This window comes from Synechococcus sp. CS-1333, assembly GCF_025128015.1.
In the GTDB taxonomy this organism is placed as follows: Bacteria; Cyanobacteriota; Cyanobacteriia; order PCC-6307; family Cyanobiaceae; genus MW101C3.
This window is the reverse complement of record NZ_JAHLYO010000008.1, coordinates 161715-179502: the sequence shown is the minus strand read 5'-3', so window position 1 is coordinate 179502 and position 17788 is coordinate 161715. Positions and strand designations below refer to the sequence as shown.

The 17788-nt window shown below is 67.1% G+C and carries 19 protein-coding genes and 1 tRNA gene; 7 read left to right on the top strand and 13 right to left on the bottom strand.

Annotated elements, in window-relative coordinates; all coding sequences use genetic code 11:
• Positions 1 to 67: 67 nt before the first annotated feature.
• From KQ303_RS01795 to KQ303_RS01770, 6 genes are all read right to left on the bottom strand, one after another.
• Positions 68 to 511, bottom strand: coding sequence for a hypothetical protein (locus KQ303_RS01795; RefSeq protein WP_259728891.1), 444 nt, complete (start codon positions 509 to 511; stop codon positions 68 to 70).
• A 17-nt stretch (positions 512 to 528) separates the two neighbouring features.
• Positions 529 to 1602 (bottom strand): glycosyltransferase family 2 protein, encoded by a 1074-nt coding sequence (locus tag KQ303_RS01790; RefSeq protein WP_259728890.1) that lies wholly within the window; start codon positions 1600 to 1602, stop codon positions 529 to 531.
• Positions 1603 to 1687: 85 nt separating this feature from the next.
• Complete coding sequence (locus tag KQ303_RS01785) at positions 1688 to 2416, bottom strand: peptidase (RefSeq protein WP_094510422.1); 729 nt, start codon at positions 2414 to 2416, stop codon at positions 1688 to 1690.
• A complete protein-coding gene (locus KQ303_RS01780) occupies positions 2413 to 3198 on the bottom strand; it encodes a transglutaminase family protein (protein ID WP_259728889.1) in 786 nt (261 codons plus the stop codon). The genes KQ303_RS01785 and KQ303_RS01780 overlap by 4 nt, the downstream gene beginning before the upstream one ends.
• A gap of 111 nt (positions 3199 to 3309) precedes the next feature.
• A complete protein-coding gene (locus tag KQ303_RS01775) occupies positions 3310 to 4092 on the bottom strand; it encodes an N-formylglutamate amidohydrolase (RefSeq protein WP_259728888.1) in 783 nt (260 codons plus the stop codon).
• Positions 4083 to 5858, bottom strand: coding sequence for an alpha-amylase family glycosyl hydrolase (locus tag KQ303_RS01770; RefSeq protein WP_259728887.1), 1776 nt, complete (start codon positions 5856 to 5858; stop codon positions 4083 to 4085). The genes KQ303_RS01775 and KQ303_RS01770 overlap by 10 nt, the downstream gene beginning before the upstream one ends.
• Before the next feature lie 547 nt (positions 5859 to 6405).
• Between KQ303_RS01770 and KQ303_RS01765 the strand changes: the two genes are divergently transcribed.
• The 5 genes from KQ303_RS01765 to KQ303_RS01745 all read left to right on the top strand — a co-directional run bounded on the left by KQ303_RS01765 (position 6406) and on the right by KQ303_RS01745 (position 9054).
• Positions 6406 to 7371, top strand: a complete 966-nt coding sequence (locus tag KQ303_RS01765; protein WP_259728886.1) for a cation diffusion facilitator family transporter — start codon at positions 6406 to 6408, stop codon at positions 7369 to 7371.
• A 104-nt stretch (positions 7372 to 7475) separates the two neighbouring features.
• A complete protein-coding gene (locus tag KQ303_RS01760; RefSeq protein WP_259728885.1) occupies positions 7476 to 7679 on the top strand; it encodes a Nif11-like leader peptide family natural product precursor in 204 nt (67 codons plus the stop codon).
• A 145-nt stretch (positions 7680 to 7824) separates the two neighbouring features.
• A complete protein-coding gene (locus KQ303_RS01755) occupies positions 7825 to 8457 on the top strand; it encodes an alpha/beta fold hydrolase (RefSeq protein WP_259728884.1) in 633 nt (210 codons plus the stop codon).
• Complete coding sequence (locus tag KQ303_RS01750) at positions 8454 to 8903, top strand: cupin domain-containing protein (protein WP_259728883.1); 450 nt, start codon at positions 8454 to 8456, stop codon at positions 8901 to 8903. Before KQ303_RS01755 ends, KQ303_RS01750 begins: the two co-directional genes overlap by 4 nt.
• Positions 8904 to 8916: 13 nt before the next feature.
• A complete protein-coding gene (locus KQ303_RS01745) occupies positions 8917 to 9054 on the top strand; it encodes a hypothetical protein (RefSeq protein WP_259728882.1) in 138 nt (45 codons plus the stop codon).
• A gap of 383 nt (positions 9055 to 9437) precedes the next feature.
• Here the strand turns inward: KQ303_RS01745 and KQ303_RS01740 are convergent.
• Positions 9438 to 9509, bottom strand: a tRNA-Thr gene (locus KQ303_RS01740).
• Between the two features lie 43 nt (positions 9510 to 9552).
• On the opposite strand from KQ303_RS01740, the gene KQ303_RS01735 reads away from it, so the two are divergent.
• Positions 9553 to 9795, top strand: coding sequence for a DUF3493 domain-containing protein (locus KQ303_RS01735; RefSeq protein WP_094510203.1), 243 nt, complete (start codon positions 9553 to 9555; stop codon positions 9793 to 9795).
• On the opposite strand, the gene KQ303_RS01730 is transcribed toward KQ303_RS01735, so the two are convergent.
• The 6 genes from KQ303_RS01730 to KQ303_RS01705 all read right to left on the bottom strand — a co-directional run bounded on the left by KQ303_RS01730 (position 9727) and on the right by KQ303_RS01705 (position 16697).
• Positions 9727 to 10485: a low-complexity tail membrane protein gene (locus KQ303_RS01730; protein ID WP_259728881.1), complete on the bottom strand. Its 759-nt coding sequence runs from the start codon at positions 10483 to 10485 to the stop codon at positions 9727 to 9729. The two genes, KQ303_RS01735 and KQ303_RS01730, sit on opposite strands and share 69 nt — an antisense overlap.
• A 2-nt stretch (positions 10486 to 10487) precedes the next feature.
• Positions 10488 to 13922, bottom strand: coding sequence for a translation initiation factor IF-2 (gene infB / locus KQ303_RS01725; protein ID WP_259728880.1), 3435 nt, complete (start codon positions 13920 to 13922; stop codon positions 10488 to 10490).
• A 63-nt stretch (positions 13923 to 13985) separates the two neighbouring features.
• Positions 13986 to 14264 (bottom strand): YlxR family protein, encoded by a 279-nt coding sequence (locus tag KQ303_RS01720; protein WP_259728879.1) that lies wholly within the window; start codon positions 14262 to 14264, stop codon positions 13986 to 13988.
• Positions 14265 to 14274: 10 nt separating this feature from the next.
• Entirely contained in the window at positions 14275 to 15720 is a 1446-nt protein-coding gene (gene nusA / locus KQ303_RS01715; RefSeq protein ID WP_255099869.1) for a transcription termination factor NusA, read from the bottom strand.
• Positions 15721 to 15789: 69 nt separating this feature from the next.
• Complete coding sequence (gene rimP / locus KQ303_RS01710; RefSeq protein ID WP_259728878.1) at positions 15790 to 16257, bottom strand: ribosome maturation factor RimP; 468 nt, start codon at positions 16255 to 16257, stop codon at positions 15790 to 15792.
• Positions 16258 to 16412: 155 nt separating this feature from the next.
• Positions 16413 to 16697 (bottom strand): hypothetical protein, encoded by a 285-nt coding sequence (locus KQ303_RS01705; protein ID WP_094510209.1) that lies wholly within the window; start codon positions 16695 to 16697, stop codon positions 16413 to 16415.
• A 104-nt stretch (positions 16698 to 16801) separates the two neighbouring features.
• On the opposite strand from KQ303_RS01705, the gene KQ303_RS01700 reads away from it, so the two are divergent.
• Complete coding sequence (locus KQ303_RS01700; protein ID WP_259728877.1) at positions 16802 to 17602, top strand: metallophosphoesterase; 801 nt, start codon at positions 16802 to 16804, stop codon at positions 17600 to 17602.
• The last annotated feature ends 186 nt before the right edge of the window (positions 17603 to 17788 follow it).

Genomic DNA, 17788 nt, shown 5'->3' with positions numbered 1-17788 from the left:
CCTTGACCCTGGCCTGATCGTCACACCCCAGAGGAGCGAAGCCCGGTGGCCTTGCCATCGGGCTTTCTCATGACTGCTGCTGCAGCGCCCGCAGCACGGGCTCCAGCCTCAGGCGGTTGTAGCGCTGCAGCCACAGGCAGGGCAGGTTGAACAGGGTGGCGAAGCCGAGGCTGATCCACGCACCCAGCGGCGGCAACCACAGGGCCGTGAGCAGCCAGAAGGGCCAGAGCGCCAGGTGCACCAGCTCGGCGCGCCGGGTTTCCGCCACCAGCCGTTGCAGGGTGGCGGCATCCCGCCGTACCAGGGTGTTTTTGCGCACTCCACCCGGCAAGGCGTCGCCGGCATCGGGCAGCAGGGATTTCCAGCGCCGGATTCCCAGCCGGCGCTCGTAGCCCTGGGTCGTTTCCGGCCAGGGTCGCCGCGCGGTCAGCCAGGTGTCACGCTCAAGGGCCGCCAGCGGCAGCCGCTGAGCGAGCCAGCCGATCAGCAGCGACCACAGCAACCAGCCCAACGCACAGGCGAGGGCCGCTAGCGCGTCGGAAAACGCCTGCCTTTCCATTCGATCGTGCCGCGCTCAAGATTCAGGATGGCCAGAAGGAACACCGCCAGGAAGAACAGCACCGGCAGCGGAAAGATCAGGCAGATCCAGCCGAAATCCCCCACCCGCCGGGTGATCACCAGCAGCTGCAGGGCGAACGCCAGGTAGAGCACCAGGTTGGGTGCCAGGGTGGCATCCCCCACCATCGGCCAGCCGAGCAGCGCCGCCGGCAGGCACCAGGCCGCCCAGAACAGACCGGACAGCCACAGCAACACCGCCAGCATCCACAGCCAGCGCACCTCACCGGCGGCGGTGGCGAAGTTCTTGGCGAAGCCCACCACCATGTCGTGGAGGCCGCCGGGGTACATGCGGTATTCGATCAGCCCATCGCCGATGTAGGCGCTCACCGGCAGCCCGGCCTTTTCGTAGAGATGGCCCATGAACCAGTCTTCGACCACCTTGCCTGCCACCGCCTCATGGCCGCCGACCCGGTCGTAGTCGGCGCGGCTGGTGGCCATCGCCGGACCGAACGCCACCCCGCACCCCGGCCCCATCGGCACCGCCATCAACCCCACCAGGTTGAACAGCATCGACAGCTGTTCGTAGGGCTTTTCGGTGCGGTGGAACGGTTGCACCGACACCAGCCCGCCCAGAGCCTGACGGGTGGCCAGGAGCCGCTCCAGAAACTCGGGCCGCGGTTCGGTGTCGGCGTCGAGAAACACCAGGATGTCGCCTGTGCTGGCGCGCACGCCATGGTGCAGGGCCCAGGTTTTGCCGCACCAGCCCTCGGCCAGCGGCGGCGGTTGAATCACCTTCACGCCGGCGGCACGGGCGATGTCTGCCGTTCGATCGCTGGAGTGATCGTCGACCACAATCACCTCCAACCCCTTGAGGCTCTGAGCCTGCAGGGCTGGCAGCAGGTTGGGCAGGGTTCGCTCCTCGTCGCGGGCGGGAATCAGCACGGAAATCGTCTGCTCGCCCTGCAGCCGGCGCTCGGGAAGCCGCGTGAGCCGCTGGCAGAGGGCCCAGCCCAGCAACCAGCGCACCACAAGAGAAATCGCCACCAGGTCCAACGGTCGGCTCCGGCGGTATCTCTCCAAGCTAGGTAGGCCGCCCCATGGTGAGAACAGCGCGGCAGGGTTGACCTGCTTACCAGGCGAGTTCTGGCAGCTCCCGGAACACCTTGCGCACGCCCGCACTCCACTCGCCGCTCAGCTGCTTGAAGTAGCTATCTCCTTCCGCGAAGCGGCGGCGCTGCTGGATCGCCAGGCTGTCCCGCTCGTAGAGCAGCAGGTCGATCGGCATCCCTACCGACAGATTGCTGCGCATGGTGGAGTCGAACGACACCAGCACGCATTTGGCCGCTTCCGCCAGGGTGGTGTCGCGGTCGATCACCCGGTCGATGATCGGTTTGCCGTACTTCGCCTCGCCGGTCTGCAGGAACGGGGTGCCTTCACTGGCCTCGATGAAGTTGCCTTCGGCGTACATGCGGAACAGGCGTGGCGCTTCCCCCTTGATCTGCCCGCCCACCAGGAAGGAGGCATTGAAGCCACCGGCCGCCCCCTTGAGGTAAGGGCCATCGCGCTCTTCGATCGCCCGCACCGCATCGGAAACGAGGCCCATGACGTCGAACATGGTGCGGGCCGTCCACACGTTGGGCGTGCCGTCGTCGGCGTCAGCGCGCTGACGCAGCAGGCTGATCACCGCCTGGGTGCCGGCCAGGCTGCCGGAGCTGAGCAGCACCAGCACCCGATCGCCGCGCCGCTCGAACACCGTCATCTTGCAGAAGCTGGCGAAATCATCAAGGCCTGCATTGGTGCGTGAATCGGAGGCGAACACCATGCCGCTCTCCAACAGCACCGCCACGCAGTAAGTCATGCCGCCCATACCTCGAACGACTCCAGCACCGACGGCCCGAAGCTGGTGGTGAGGGCCACATCCGCCGCATCCCGGCCCCGGGCGATCAGGATCCGCCCGATCCGCGGGGTGTTGTTGCGCGGGTCGAAGACGTGCCAGCCCTGGCCGAGATAGGCCTCGAACCAGGCCGAGAAATCCATGGCGGTATGGGGCGGTGGCACCTCGATGTCACTCAGATAACCGGTGCAGTATCGCGCCGGGATGTTCATGGAGCGGCAGAGGGCTATGGCCAGATGGGCGAAATCACGGCAGACCCCCACGCGGCTTTCGAAGGTCTGCAGGGCCGATTTTGTCGGGCTCGAGCGGTTGTAGTCGAAGCGCACGTGCTGATGCACGAAATCGCAGATCGCCTGCACCCGCCCCCAGCCTTCGGGCGCCTGGCCGAACTGGGACCACGCGAAGTCCGTGAGCAGGTCGCTCTCGCAGAAGCGGCTGGCCAGCAGGAACAGCAAGGCGTGATCCGGCAGTAGCTCCACCGGCTGCTGCTCCAGCCAGGGCAGTACCGGATCCGGCAGGCCGCTGTCGGCCACCAGGCCACGGCCCCGCAGGCGCATGGGCCCGGCGGGGGCCAGCAGCCGGTTGCAGTGGTTCCCGTAGGTGTCCACGTACGACTGGCAGGGCACCTGCGGCGATAACTGCAGCGGGTCCGCTTCCAGCAGATCGCAGGCGCGGGAGTCATGCACCCCCAGGATCACGATCATCGGCGTGGGCCGCTGGCAGCGCAGCAGCAGATCAAACCCCACGCGAATCTGCAGCGGCTGAATCGCTGGCGTCGGTTCCGCTGGGAGTGGTTCCGCTGGCGTCGGGGTGGGGCGTTCAGGTCTTTCCATGTCCCAGCTTAAGAACGTCTGCTCTCAGGGAAGCGGCGGGAATCCCTCTGTCAGCGCATCCAGCAGCACAGCGGCGAGCCGCTCCACCCACTCGCGCTGTCCGGCTTCGCTGGCCAGCAGGTCCTGGCGGATTTCCAGCTCCACATGCGGAATCCGGCGGTGCTCGCCGTGCACGACCACTGTGTAATCGCTGGCGTCGCAGACCGCGTAGGGCTCGTTGTTGCCCACGCACAGCCCCTGCTCCCGCTCCAGCCGCTCACGCACCCGTCCGGCCAGGCGGCCATCGCGGCCGTGCAGCACGCCCACATGCCAGGGACGCACGTCGCCGGCATGCACCGGCGTGAAGCTGTGCAGCGCCACCAGCACGCTGGGCCGGGCCCGTTGCTGGCGGGCCTCCAGCTCGGCGCCGATGCGCCGGTGGTAGGGCTGGAACAGCTCTTCCAGCCGCTGCTGCCGCTCGTCTGCGGAGAGGTCGGCGTTGGCGGGAATGAGGGTGTGCTCGCTGAGGCACACGATCGAATCGGGCGCCTCTGGAGGGCGGTTGGCGTCGATCACCAGCCGTGAGTAGTTGTGCAGGATCAGAAAGGCGTCGAGCCGCGCCGACAGCCCCAGCCCCAGCTGGGCCACCCCCAGATCCCAGGCCACGTGCGTGTCAAGCACGGTGTCGCTGAGGTTGAGGCGGTTCAGACGACGCGGAATGGCACGGCCGGCATGGTCGGCCGTGAGCAGCACCGCCGAGCGGCCGGTGGGGCGAACGACGCGGAACACCGGCGGATCCGCCGCCTCCAGAAGAGGGTTCAGTGGCAAGGTCTGGCCGTCGCCTGGGAATAGATCAGCACGCTGTAGGGCGCCAGCGCCACGGCGGCTGACCAGGGAAGCCCGTCTCTGCTCTGGGCCACTGCTTCCACGTCACCGCAGAGGTGATCATCGAACAGATCGCTGTAGCCCTGCCAGTTGCTGTTGAAGCGCAGCTCCCAGGTGCCTGCTCCAGGGAAGCCCACGGTGTAGTTGTCCTGGAAGCCGTTGAGGAGGTTGACGATCACCACCACATCATCTCCCGCACCACCTTGATCCCAGCGGTGAAACGCGATCACGTTGCGCTCCTCATTCAGGTGAAACACCTGGGTGAACTGCCCACACAGCCCGCGTGACACACCTTCACGGTTGAGACGAAGGCGGATCAGATCCCGGTACATCCGCACAATCCCCCGGAACTCATCACGTTGGTCCCAGTCGACGGGCACCGAATCACGAAACCAGCCCCCCTCCAGAAACTCCTGCCCCTGAAAGAGCATGGGAATGCCCGGCGAGGTCAGCACCAGGGCTGCTGCCATGGTGGAGCGCTTCTGGGCAAACCAACCCGTGGGATCGTCGGGGTTGACATCCTGCGGTACACGTGACTGGCCGTTGGCCACATCATCGTGGGATTCGCTGTAGATCACGCGCTCAAAGGCGTCGTCGTTGTAGCGGTAAAGGATGGCCTCTCGAATGCTGTGCAAGGAACGGCTTTCATCCTGCGTTGTGATCATCGCCTGGCGAATCGCTCGCACGAAACGCGGATCCCACTGCGAACCGAAGCCAGCGCCTCCAGCGCCTACATCCTTGGTGATCCAGGCATTGCTTTCCAGATCTTCGCCGATGGTTAGGAAGCCGGGTTGAAGCTGAGCAGTGGTTTCATTGATGGCCTGCAACAGGCTCCAACCGTCCGGAAGATCTTCGGTGCCCGCATCATCGATGCTTCGGATGAACAGCGTGCTGTCGAGGCGCAGGCCATCGAGGTGGTACTCCGTGATCCACATGCGCACGTTGTCGAGGATGTATTGACGCACTTCCCCGCGGCCGTAATCCGGACGGGTTGCCCCCCAGGGCGTGAGCGCGCGGTGGTCGTTGTAGAAGTAGATGCCTCCTTGATCGTTTTCGCACCAGCCATCAAATCGCCAGAGATCGAGGTCGCTGGGGCCGAAATGGTTGTAAACAACATCAAGGATCACCGCGATGCCAGCCGCATGGGATTCCTTGATGAACTGCTTGAAGCCCAGGGATCCGCCGTAATCCGAATCCACTGCAAAGATGTTGGATGGGTTGTAGCCCCAGGAGCGCATCCCTGCGAACTGGCTCACTGGCATGATCTGAATCGCATTGATGCCAAGCCGCTTCAGGTGCTCCAGCCGAGCTGTGATCGACAAGAATTTGCCTGGGCCGCTGGATTCGTCATTGAAGGTGCCAACATGCAGCTCGTAGATGACGAGCTCGTTCCAGCCGCGCATGGAGAAGCCTTCTTCTCCCCAGTGGAAGCTGGGATCATGAATCACCCCATTCCCTGCGGAGTTGGTCACCTCATGGGCATAGGGATCGATACGGGAAACTGTGTCTTTGCCGGTATCAATGGCATATTTGTATTGATCAGCAATCCCTGCATTCGCCACCTTGGCGTACCAATAGCCTCCCTCCTCCGCTTGCATTGGAGTCACGCGGCTGTCCCAATCGTTGAAGGTGCCGATCACGGCCACCCCCCTGGCATTGGGCGCCCATACGCGGAACGCCACGCCATCCGCGCAAAGAATGGTTCCCATGCCTGTGACGGCTTGCTGCTGCCCCATGACTGGCTCCCGATGTTTCCACTCTTTCACAAGGAAGAGGCTTCAGATCGCTTGCTTTAGCGTTCGAATCGGAACGACAGAATGACTGGTAAGCGAGCTCTTCAGGCGCTGCAATCACGTGCAGTCTGATGCGATGTGCAGCGGATTTACCTCGCTTCAACACGTGGAAAGTGCCATGGCTCTGTCAGCAGCAGTCAGCACACGGAAGGATCAGGAGCAACCATCCGCGGCTCTCACCCGGATCCTGCAACGGCAGGACATCCAGAGCAAGCCTCCGCAGGGAGCACGGAGCAAGGATCAGCAGACATTGCCCATAGCAAGGACCCTTCAGCATCGTCCGCAAAAATGATCCACCGGCATCATTGCCTTCACGCATCAGAAGCCGTATCCCTGTACGCCTCTGAGCATTCACACCGGGAACGGCTCTGCAGAACCCCATCAGATGACCCCTTCAGCAAGCCTTCGCCCGTGATGGGCGCCTGAGCGCCGCTTAGCTTTCCTACGACCGCAGGGGCCACCGGTGAACGCGAATCGTTCCTCACCCTCCATCGCTCCGAGCGAGCACGACCACCACCCCAACCCCAACCAATCCCACGGCCGTTCCCACGGCCACCAGCACGGCCGCAGCCCTGCCGGCGCCTTCAAGTGGAGCGTGCTGCTCAACACCGTGCTGACCAGCCTGCAGCTGGTGATCGGCCTGAGCTTCGGCTCCCTGGCCCTGGTCGGTGACGCCCTGCACAACCTCGGAGACGTGGTGGGTCTGGCGCTCGGTTGGGGGGCGGAGCGGCTGAGTCAGCGGCCGGCGAAAGGACGCTTCACCTTCGGCTATGGCCGCACCACCCACATGGCCTCGCTGGCGAACGGGCTGTTGATCCTGGTGGCCGGTGGCGTGGTGGTGGTGGAAGCCATCGAGCGGTTGTCTGCGCCTGTGGCGCTGCATCCTGCGCCAGTGGCCTGGGCGGCGGCGGCCGGAGTGGTCATCAACCTGCTCTCGGCGCGCCTGTTCGGCCAGCACCATCACCACGACCTCAATCAGCGCGCAGCTGTGCTGCATCTGCTCACCGATGCGGCCGTGTCCGTTGCCGTGCTGGTCAGCACCCTGCTGGTCGGTCTCACCCAGTGGGCCTGGCTGGATCCCCTGACCGCCATCGGGGTCGGCATTGTGGTGATGATCAGCGCCCTTTCTCTGTTGCGTGAGGCGATTGCCGTGAGCCTCGATGCCGCGCCGCGTGGCACCGACCTGGCGGCGATCCGCGCGGCGCTGCTGGAGTTGCCGGATGTGGTCGATGTGCGCGATCTGCACGTCTGGGGGGTCAGCACCTCCCGGCTGGCACTCACGGCCCATCTGGTGCGCCACGACCATGCATCCACCGACGATGGCCGCGCTCTGTTGACAGAAGCCCGCCAGCGGTTACAGGCGTTGGGAATCCGGCAGAGCACGCTGCAGCTGGAAGTCAGCCACGACGACTGCGCCGCGTCCCCTTGAGCTTCTACGCGCAGTCGGTGCTGGCTTGACGACGTCGGACTGTTGCGCGGCCACTTGCCGCCACCGCTGCTTGCGGTAACGCTGAAGCAAATGCAGCGGGCGCCATGAGCTGGAGCGAACTGGAGCGATTGGTGGCCGAAGCGGAGCAGGATCCGGCGCTGCGATCACCGCTGCGTCACTGCCGCTCCCTGAAGGAATTCCTGCTGGTGGCGCGCAAACTTGGCTACGCCGTCACCCGCCACGATCTGCGCCTTGCCCGCGAGGAGCACCGCCGTCAGGCCGACGGTCCGGCCGCCCTGAAGGCCTGAGTCGTTCCAGTCCAGAACAGTTCCAGCCCAGAACAGACCCACCGGCCTCGGCGTTGAGCGCGGTTTTGGCTGCGGATTCGCTCCCTCAGCGCGTGGGCACCCATGAGAACGTCCGGCAGGATCAAGCGTGGTGGGGAGAAGCCGCATGGAATGCATCCCGGCAGCAGCGCCCGAGCGGCTCCTGTTTCTCCCCGGAGCCTCCGGCAACATCTGCTTCTGGCATCCCGTCGCTGAACGGTTGAGCGCGGCTGGCCTGCCGCACCGCCACCTGGGCTGGCCAGGCTTCGGCGGCACGCCCCGCGACCCCGCCATCAACGGCTGGTCGGATCTGCTGCAACGGGTGCTGGCCCAGCTGGATGGTCCCTGCGCGCTGATCGCCCAATCCATGGGCGGGGTGCTGGCAGTTCAGGCCGCCTTGCAGCGGCCTCGCCAAGTGACCCATCTGGTGCTCGCTGCCACCTCCGGCGGCCTGCCGATGGCCCGCCATGGCGCACTCGATTGGCGTCCGGGCTTCCGCGCCAGCCACCCCGACCTGCCGGCCTGGTTCAGCGAGGCTGCGGTTGACCTCACCGGCCAGCTGCCCAAGCTGCGCCTGCCCGTGCTGCTGCTCTGGGGCGATGCCGATCCGATCAGTCCCGTGGGTGTGGGCGAGGCGCTGGCGCAGGCGATCCCCCGCAGCCGCTTGCAGGTGATCCCCGGGGGCGATCACGATCTGGCGATGACCCACGCCGCGCTCGTGGCTGCGTTGATCGCCGACCACCTGCAGCTCCAGCCATGAGCAAATCCACCACCACCTACTGGAATCCCTTGTTGCCGGCGGAGCAGCACCGCTGGCGCTGGATCGAAGGACTGGAAGGCCAGGTGCAGGAGCTGATCCTCAGCCACGACCCCAGCAGCGGCGAGATCACCCGCCTCACCCGCTTTCTGCCGGGAGCCGACACCACCCCCTTCGGCGCCAAGGCCCACACGTTTCCAGAGGAGATCTTCATCGTGAGTGGCCGCCTTCACGACGCCGCCTTCGGGATCTGGCTGGAGGCGGGCCATTACGCCAGCCGTCCTCCGGGGGAACTGCACGGCCCCTTCCGCAGTGATGAGGGGTGCGTGGTGCTGGATCTGTCCTTTCCGCAGCGCAACGAGGAAGCGCACCATCTTCCTTGTTCAGGTTCTGTGGATTCGCCGCGTCCATCGGCTTCGGACCGGAACCTTCCCACAGCCGCACCGTGATCCATTCGATCGGATGCTGGTGACCCCAGCAGAGACTGAGCGGCTGATGCTGCTCACGGCCAATCCCGCCCTGGCGGACTTTCCCTACCCATCCCGACCTGACGGCCTTCCCTTCCCTCCGGCGACGCCGCGCCGCACGATCACCCCCTGACACATCTGCGCTACGAGCACTCCTTCGCGACTGCCGAGACTTATCCCCTCGTCCCTGACACGAACACTCTGGCGTTCGCGACGCGACACCAACGACTGAACGTCAAGAACAAAGTCAAAAGCCAGAGCCAATGGAGGTGGAGGTGGGGAAGCCCGATTGATCGACGCCGCCGAACGCCACCCTGCCAATCGTGGTGACACCAATCCTGGCGGCGGACATCGTGATCCTGACTGATCGTCCCGCTGGCGCCCTGGATGACGCCCATCGTGACGCTGGCTGATCGTCACCCTGACGAATTGCTGCTCAGATCAATGGTGAGCCTGAATAGTCGTCAGAGATAAAGAGGTGCCGCCGAAATTGCGGCGAGTGAAACGAGAAGAGAAAGCCGGTGATCGGACTTGAACCGACGACCTACTGATTACGAATCAGTTGCTCTACCACTGAGCTACACCGGCAATCCATGGAAACTAGCATCGAGCCCTACCCCAGCGCCTGCCGATGCCACCCACCCCGCCCAGGCCGCTCGATCCCGAACTGCGGGCCCGATTGCTGGAGGAAGCACGCACGCCCTGGCGCGGGCTGCGCCGAGGCCTGTGGTTTGCCTTCAGCGCATCTGCGGCGATCGGCCTGGCCACCATGGCGATGCGGGTCTCGGCGGGGGGAGAGCTGGCCTCAGGAGACCTGATCATCCAGAGCGGAGCCCTGCTCCTCTTCGGCGTGCTGCTCTGGCGCGATCGCTGAGTCCACCTCGCTGGCCGTGATGGAAGTGGTGGTGGGTGAGGAGCTGGAGCTGGTGGCTGGAGCAGGAATAACGAGGGGCTGAGCGGGCAGCAGCTCGGCCAGCAGCAGGGGCTCGGGCAGCAGCAGCGGCAGACCCAGGCAGAGGCGCTCCCTGGCGGTGGCCTCCAGGCTGAGGCCACCTGGCGCCGCACATGCAACCAGCGCTTCTGGCCGGCTCAGCAGCCAGGCGGATTGACACAGCTGCTGCCACTGCCACAGGCAGACGGCCAGCAGGGGGATCGTGAGCAGCAGCGTCACCAGCCTGGAGCTGCCCGCCAGTGGTGACACGGCCATGGCCAGCCCGGCGCGATCGTCCATCAGCCATACCAGTGCCAGCAGCAACACCGTGCCGGCCGCCCCCACCACCTTCACTGCCAGGGGTGCCTGCAAGGCACTCAGGCGCCGCTGCAACTCCCGCCGCCCTTGCAGGGGGATCTGCACCACCAGCACCGACCACACATCGGGTGGCTGGCGCCAGAACAGCACCGCCGGCAGCAACGCTCCCAGCGACCAGCAAAGCAGCCTCTCCAGGCCGGGTAGCGGGCCTGGGTCAGCCCCGGCGAGCAACAGGAAGGCCAGCAGCAATTCGGCGGGAAGTGCTGCCAGGCCAAGCAGTTGAATCCACAGCAGAGGCTCGCTGCGGGGGTTCATGGTCAGTTGGTGCTGAGGGTGCGGCGCTGGGTGACGAGCTTGTAAGCCTCCACCCGATCGCCGTCCTGCCAGTTGGCGAATCGATCACAGCCGATGCCGCATTCGAAGCCGGTGGCCACGTCCTTGACGTCGTCCTTGTTGCGACGCAGGGAGTCGAGGTCGCCCTCGAACACGATCTGCTTGCCGCGGTGGACGCGCACCTTGCAGTTGCGTTGCAGCTTGCCGTTGGTGACATAGCAACCCGCGACGGCGCTCTTGCCGATGCTGAACACCGCGCGCACCTCCGCTTCGCCGAGTGTTTCCTCCACCATCTCCGGCTCCAGAAGACCTTCCATGGCCAGCTGGATGTCCTCGAGCAGCTTATAGATCACGTCGTAGTCGCGCACATCGACGCCGGTGGCATCGGCGGCGCGCTTGGCGCCTGGTGCCATCGAGGTGTTGAAGCCCACGATCACCGCACCGGAGGCGGCAGCGAGGTCCACGTCGGTTTCGGTGATCTCGCCCGGTGCCGAGAGCAGCACCCGCACCTGTACCTCGCCCTGGGGCAGCTGTTCGAGCGATCCGAGAATCGCCTCCACACTGCCCTGGACATCGGCCTTGAGGATCAAGTTGAGCTCCTTGAGGTCGCCCTCGCTCGCCTGACCCGACATGGAGGCCAGCGACACCCGCCGTGAGGCCATCTGCTGGGCCAGCCGGGTGGCGCGGGCCTCGGTGGCCCGTTCCCCCACCACCGAGCGGGCTGTCTTCTCATCGGGGTAGACCTCGAACTCGTCACCGGCGGTGGGCACTTCGCTGAAGCCGAGGGCTTCAACGGCCGAGGACGGACCCGCCGTCTTCACCCGCTTGCCGGTGTCGTCGACCATGGCGCGCACCTTGCCGAGCACGGGGCCGGCGGCCACCACGTCGCCGGCACGGAGGGTGCCGTTCTGGATCAGCAGGGTGGCCACCGGGCCCTTGGCCTTGTCGAGGTGGGCTTCGATCACGGTGCCCTTGGCCATGCGGTCAGGGTTGGCCTGGAGGTCTTCGACCTCCGACACCAGCAGGATCATCTCCAGCAACTTGTCGATGTTCTCCCGCTTGATGGCGCTCACCGGCACCATCACCGTGTCGCCGCCCCAGTCTTCGGCCACCAGTTGCTGGGCGGAGAGCTCCTGCTTGACGCGGTCGGGCTGGGCGCCTTCCTTGTCGATCTTGTTGATCGCCACCACGATCGGCACCTCGGCGGCGCGGGCGTGGCTGATCGCCTCGAGGGTCTGGGGGCGCACGCCGTCATCGGCAGCCACCACCAGCACGGCCACGTCGGTGACCTTGGTGCCGCGGGCACGCATGGCGGTGAACGCCTCGTGGCCCGGGGTATCGAGGAAGGTGATGCGGCGCTCTTCGCCGGCGTGGGGAATCGTGACCTGATAGGCGCCGATGTGCTGGGTGATCCCACCGGCTTCTCCAGCGGCCACGCGGGTCTTGCGGATGGCGTCGAGCAGGCTGGTTTTGCCGTGGTCGACGTGGCCCATCACGGTGACCACGGGTGGTCGGCGGATCAGATGCTGGAGATCGCTCTCCTCGATCATGTCCACCGTCTTCTTGGCGGCTTCCTGGACGTCGTCTTCGAGCACGGGAACGCCGAACTCCTCAGACACCGTTTCGATCGTGGAGAGATCGAGGGTCTGGGTGACCGTGGCGATGATGCCCTTGAAGAAGAGCGACTTGATGATCTCGGAGCTCTCCACCCCGAGGCGGTCGGCGAGCTCCTGCACCGTGAGGTTGCCCTCGGGCACGATCAGCATTTCCGGCCGGGTGGCCTTGGCCTCGCGGGCGGCGCGCAGTTCCATGGCCCGGCGCCGCTGGCGCTGGCGGGTGGTTTCCTTCTTGCGCTTGCGCATCGCCACCACCGGCTTGGCCGCCGGGGCGCTCTGGCGGGTGCGTGGTTTGGCAGGGCGGGCCAGACTGGCCTGAAGCACCTGGGCTTCGTGCTCGCCGGCGAATCCGCCGGTTTCAGCGGTGAGCGCATCATCGTTTTCGCCGATGATGTGCACCTTCTGGCGCAGCTTCTGCGGCGACTTGCTGCGCAGTGCTTCGAGCTTGGCGCTGTCGTCCCATTCCGGGCGACGGGCCTTCCCGGCCGGCTGGGGCGTGCGGAATCCCGGGCGCCGCGGCGCGGCCGGTGGAGTGGCCGTGGGCCGTGGGCCGGCATCGGCAGGGCTGGCGATCTCGCCGCGTTCAGGCCGGCGCGGGGGCGGGGCAGTGGGGCGGGTGCCGGGTTTCTGCAGCTGCATGAGCTCGCCGGGCGCCACCGGCTTGCGCATGCCCTGAGGCATGCCGCCGGCCCGGATCGGCGGGCCCGGCTTGCCGGGAGCACCAGGACCGGCAGCGTCGCGGCGGATCGGCTTGCCCACCAGCTCCAAGGGGCTGCGGGCCTGCACCGGCCGGGGGCTCGGCGCTGGAGTGCGCTGCGGGGCGCCGGCCGGGCGCTGGCTGAGGGCTGGCCGCCCCGAAGGCGGAGCCGGCCGGTTGCTTGTGCCGGCGGAGGGGCTGGGCGCGGCCGGGCGTGGTTGGGGCTGACCGGGTGCCACCCGTCCGATCACCTGGGGTTTGCCGCCACCGTCGGCGCGGGTCGGCACGCTGGGGCGCTGGGGCGGCGCCGGACGGCTCGACGGGGCATTGCCGCGGGGCACGGGCACGGGCCGGGGGCTGGTGCTGGGCCGGGGGCTGGTGGCGGGTGCGGCGACCGGACGGGGGCTGGTGGGCGTGCTGGCCGCAGGCGCTTCGGGTTTGCGTGCCGGCATGGCCGGGGCCTTGCTCACCGGGGTGGCAGGGCGCGCGGGAGGGGCCACCGGCCGTGAGGGTGCCGGCTTGGCGGCAGCCGAAGGTGCGGCAGCCGAAGGGGGCGCGGCAGGGGGCCGGGAGGGAGGCGATGTGCCGGCGGCCGGCGCACGTGTGGGCAGCGGCGCCGTGGGCCTGGCTGGTGGCGGAGTGGTGGAGGGGGGCTTCTGAGCCGCAGGCTGCGCGGCAGATTGCACCAGAACAGGTTTCACCGGCGCTGGCGGGGAAACCGCAGGGCGGGCCGGCTGGGCAACGATGACCGGAGGAGCTGGCGGCCGGGCCGGGGGGGGTTCAGGTGCGGCAACAGATGAGGCGGCCGCGGTGGCCGGCGGCGTTACAGGAGCCGCTTTCTTCACGGCCAGGATCGCTTTGCCAGGCTCCGCCAGCGGCGGTGTCGCGGGCTTCGGGGCGGTCATGGAGGGCGGCGTGGGTCGGGAGATGCCGCTGCCGTTGGGGCGGATCAGCTTCCGGATGCGGGCAGCTTCGTCATCGCTGATCGAGCTGCTGTGGCTGCGGGCGGCAATGGACAGCTTTTCGGCAGCGTCGAGCACGTCCTTGTTGTCCAGGCCCAGGTCCTTGGACAACTCATAGATTCTCACTTTGCCGCTGCTGGTCATTCAGGTCTCCGATCGGTCGGGGCCGCAGGTGCCGCCGGGCCCCACACGCGGTGCAGCCATCAATCATCTTGCCTCAGAGGCTGCTGCCGGAGAGCGGTTCAGCCGCTGTTCAAGCGCGGCATAGGTGGATTCCGCCACCGCGCAGCGCAGGGCGCGTTGCAGCCGCTTTCGCCGCTTCGCCTCGTCAAAGCAGGCCCGGGTGGGGCACAGATAGGCCGAGCGGCCCATGCCTTGATCCAGGGCGATGCCGCCACCCGCCAGGCGGATAACCCGCAGGAACTGGTCCCGGTCGGCGAGCAGGCGGCAGCTCACACAAAGCCGCAGGGTGGGGGAGGTCGCCATCGGGTGACCCTCAGCCGTTGAGCGGCTCAGCTTCCGCATCGGGTTCGCCTTCGGGCTCCAGGTCAGCTGCCGCTTCCGCGTCGGCCTCTGTTTCAGCGTCTTCCCCAGGCTCGGCTTCACCTTCATAGACAGGCTCTTCGTCTTCTTCCTGGAGGTCGAGCTCGTCTTCGGGCAGGGGATAGAGCTCCCGCAGGCGCGCATCCTCCTCCGCGCGGTTGGCCTGCTCCACCGCCAGGCGGGCTTCCGCCTCGGCCTGCTGGCGCTCGTCTTCCTCGCGCAGGGCGATCAGCTCGGCGGCGCGGGCGTCCTCGCTCACCTGGTCGTATTCGGCCGCGTTCTTGATGTCGATCTTCCAGCCGGTGAGGCGTGCGGCGAGGCGCACGTTCTGGCCTTCCCGGCCGATCGCCAGGCTGAGCATGTCCTGCGGCACAAGCACGTGGGCGTGATGCCCTTCCGGATCCACCAGCCGCACCATCTCCACCCGTGCCGGGCTGAGCGAATTGGCGATGTACTGGGCCGGATCGGGAGACCAGCGGATCACGTCGATCTTCTCGCCCCGCAGCTCGTTCACCACCTGCTGAATGCGGGAGCCGCGGGCACCGATGCAGGCCCCCACGGGGTCCACTTCGCGCTCCACGCTGTCCACTGCCACCTTGGTGCGTGGCCCCACGGCCCGTGACGGGGGGTTGGCTTCCCGCGCCACCGCCACGATGCGCACGGAACCTTCCTGGATTTCCGGTACTTCGTTTTCGAAGAGGTACACCACAAGGCCGGCGTTCGCCCGGGAGACGAACAGCTGCGGCCCGCGGCGCGCCACCTCGCTCACCTCCTTGAGGAACACCTTGAAGGTGGCATTGGCGCGGTAGTTGTCGTTGGGAAGCTGGTCGCGACGAGGCAGCTCCGCCTCCACCTCCGGCCGGCCAAGCCCGGAGCTCACCGCCATGATCACCGACTGGCGCTCGAAGCGGATCACCCGGGCGGTGAGCACGGGATCCTCCAGATCGGCGAACTCCTCCTGGATCATGCGGCGCTGCTGGTCGCGCAGTTTCTGGGCCAGCACCTGCTTGGTGGTGGAGGCGGCCATGCGGCCGAAATCGTCCTTCTCGGGGGTGACATCGAGCACCACGGTGTCGCCGATCTGGGCGTCTTCCGCCACCTGCTGCACCTCGGCGAGGGCGATCTGGTGGTCTTCGCTCTCCACCTCCTCGACGATGATCTTGCTGGCGAGCACGCGGTAGCCCTCCTCATCAAGATCGAGGGCCACATCGAAATTGCTGAAGTAGTCCTCCTCGAACGGGTCCTCGCTGATGCCGAGATAGAGGGTGCGGCGGTAACGCTCGTAGCCCTTCAGCAGCGCCTCGCGCAGGGCCGCTTCCACCACCTGGGTGGGCAGCTTCTTCTCATCGCTGATGTCCTCGATCAGGTTCTGCAGACCGGGGAGAAGAACGAGCGCCATGGGATGGGAAGAGGGGTTGGAACAACAATCGGGTTGGGAAGCGGCGCGCCGCTCAGGCTGCGGGCGGAGTCACTCGCTCGGCCGGGTGAGGCTGACGGTCAGCACGTCTTGGCGGGGAATCCGCTGGCGGCGGCCACGGACGTTGAGGTGCAGGAAGGCGTCGTCGCGCTCCAGCAACAGCCCGGCACGGGTGCATTCAGCTCCGCTGGAATCCCGGAACCGCACCTCGATCGGGAAACCCCGAAAGCTGTGGAAGTCACGGTCTTCAACCAGCGTGTCGTTGAGACCAGGACTGCTGATTTCGAGAACATAGGCCTCGCTCAGCAGCTCTTCGGCCTCCATCGCCTCAGCCAGGGCACCACTGAATGCGGCGCAATCGTCGAGGGTCACATCGCCGCCATCACCAGTGCGGATCTGCACCAGAACGATGCAGGGATGGCGATGGGTCTGGATCTGCGCCTCCACCACGCGAAATCCGGTTGTGTCAGCCACCCGGCGCGCGAGGGATTCCAGTGCGGGAAGAAGGGGGTGGGGCACCGGGCCGGGTCAGGAGCAGTGGAGCGAGCCCGACCGGCTCCTGCAGAGAACTGCCCCGGACGCTGGAGCAAGCTCGTGCGCCTGGGTATGCCCGCCGGGCACTTCGTCATCCTAGAGGTCGGTGCTCCAGCACCGCCCAGCGGCCAGGCGACGCCTCACTCCGTGGTGCCCAGGCTGGTGCTCGGGGCGCCGCCGAACAGGCCGAGGCTGGGGGCCTCCCCGTAAAAGTCGTCCACCCCTGCTTCACCGCGCAGGGCCGCGTCCTGGTTGATGCAGCGCTGCGGCTCCTTCACGTATTGGCAGACCCTCGCCCAGAGCTTGGCGCGGGTGCCGGGAGCGCCCTGGCTGAAGAGCACCTGGTCATTGCCACCGACCATCCCCTGGATCTCCACCTGACAAAGTGCGCAGCGCACGCGGGTGCCGGGGGGGATCGAAGCCATGGCATGGCGGCGGTTGGAGGCAACTTAGGCTGCTATCTGCGGGCCCGGGCCCCACTGTTGCGACGTCGAAAAGGTGCGACGTCAAAAAGTTCCCGTTGCCAGCTGTGCGCCTCCTTCAGCTCAGTGACCCCCATCTGCTCGCCGATCCGCACGGCTGGCTTCATGGCTTTCAGCCGAACGCGTCGCTGGCCAGTGCGCTGGAGCAGGCCCTTGCGCCGGGCGAAGCTCCCTTCGATCTGCTGCTGATCAGCGGCGACCTCTGCCAGGACGAGTCGTGGGGTGGCTATGTGCGGTTGGGCCAGCTGCTGAGCGCCCGGGGCTGGCCGGTGGCGCTGCTGCCCGGCAACCACGACCACCCGGCCCTGTTGCGGGCAGCGTTGGGCCGGCAGGCCGTGATCGCACCGGCCGCCGTCGATCTGGGTGAATGGCGGCTGCTGATGATTGACACCCACCTGGCTGGCCGCGTCGATGGTGGGCTCGGCCCGGATCAGCTGCGCTGGCTGCAAGCGCAACTGCAAGCGGCCGACCGCCCCCTGCTGGTGGCCCTGCACCATCCGCCGGTGCCCATCGGCCACGGCGTCATGGATGGGATCGCCCTGCGGCACCCTGCTGCCCTGCTTGAGCTGCTGGCGGCCTGCCCCTGGCTCAGGGCGGTCACCTTCGGGCACATCCATCAGCACTGGCGGGGGGTGCTGCCCGGCCGGCCCGACGTGCAGCTGCTGGGGTGTCCTTCCACCCACCGCCAGTTTGAGGCGGTGCAGGCCTGCCCGCTGGGCCGTGCCTGCGATCCCGGCGGGCGCGTCTGGGAGCTGGCCCCGGACGGCCGCTGGCAGCAGCAACTGCGGCGCTGGCCTGCCGCCGCCGCCCCCGGCTCGGCGCCAGCGAGTGAAGCGTCACCCCCCTAGCGTCAGTGGCCTCACGTCTCGGGCCCGTGTCCTCCGACTCCAGCGTGCTCCGTACCCTGTGGCTGCGCCTGTTGGCCTTGCCGCTGGCCTTGCTGCTGATCACGGCGGGCCCGGGATCCGCCCTGGCCGTCGCCCCCCCCTCAGCGGCGGCGCCAGCGGCCACCGTCCCGGTCCCAGCTACGTCCA

Coding starts and splice junctions, on each gene's coding strand:
- KQ303_RS01760 (WP_259728885.1), top strand. CDS start 7,476: ATGAGCTGGAGCGAACTGGAGCGATTGGTGGCCGAAGCGGAGCAGGAT.
- KQ303_RS01745 (WP_259728882.1), top strand. CDS start 8,917: ATGCTGGTGACCCCAGCAGAGACTGAGCGGCTGATGCTGCTCACGGCC.
- KQ303_RS01730 (WP_259728881.1), bottom strand. CDS start 10,485: ATGAACCCCCGCAGCGAGCCTCTGCTGTGGATTCAACTGCTTGGCCTG.
- KQ303_RS01770 (WP_259728887.1), bottom strand. CDS start 5,858: ATGGGAACCATTCTTTGCGCGGATGGCGTGGCGTTCCGCGTATGGGCG.
- KQ303_RS01750 (WP_259728883.1), top strand. CDS start 8,454: ATGAGCAAATCCACCACCACCTACTGGAATCCCTTGTTGCCGGCGGAG.
- KQ303_RS01785 (WP_094510422.1), bottom strand. CDS start 2,416: ATGACTTACTGCGTGGCGGTGCTGTTGGAGAGCGGCATGGTGTTCGCC.
- nusA (WP_255099869.1), bottom strand. CDS start 15,720: ATGGCGCTCGTTCTTCTCCCCGGTCTGCAGAACCTGATCGAGGACATC.
- infB (WP_259728880.1), bottom strand. CDS start 13,922: ATGACCAGCAGCGGCAAAGTGAGAATCTATGAGTTGTCCAAGGACCTG.
- KQ303_RS01705 (WP_094510209.1), bottom strand. CDS start 16,697: ATGGCTTCGATCCCCCCCGGCACCCGCGTGCGCTGCGCACTTTGTCAG.
- KQ303_RS01735 (WP_094510203.1), top strand. CDS start 9,553: ATGCCACCCACCCCGCCCAGGCCGCTCGATCCCGAACTGCGGGCCCGA.
- KQ303_RS01720 (WP_259728879.1), bottom strand. CDS start 14,264: ATGGCGACCTCCCCCACCCTGCGGCTTTGTGTGAGCTGCCGCCTGCTC.
- KQ303_RS01755 (WP_259728884.1), top strand. CDS start 7,825: ATGGAATGCATCCCGGCAGCAGCGCCCGAGCGGCTCCTGTTTCTCCCC.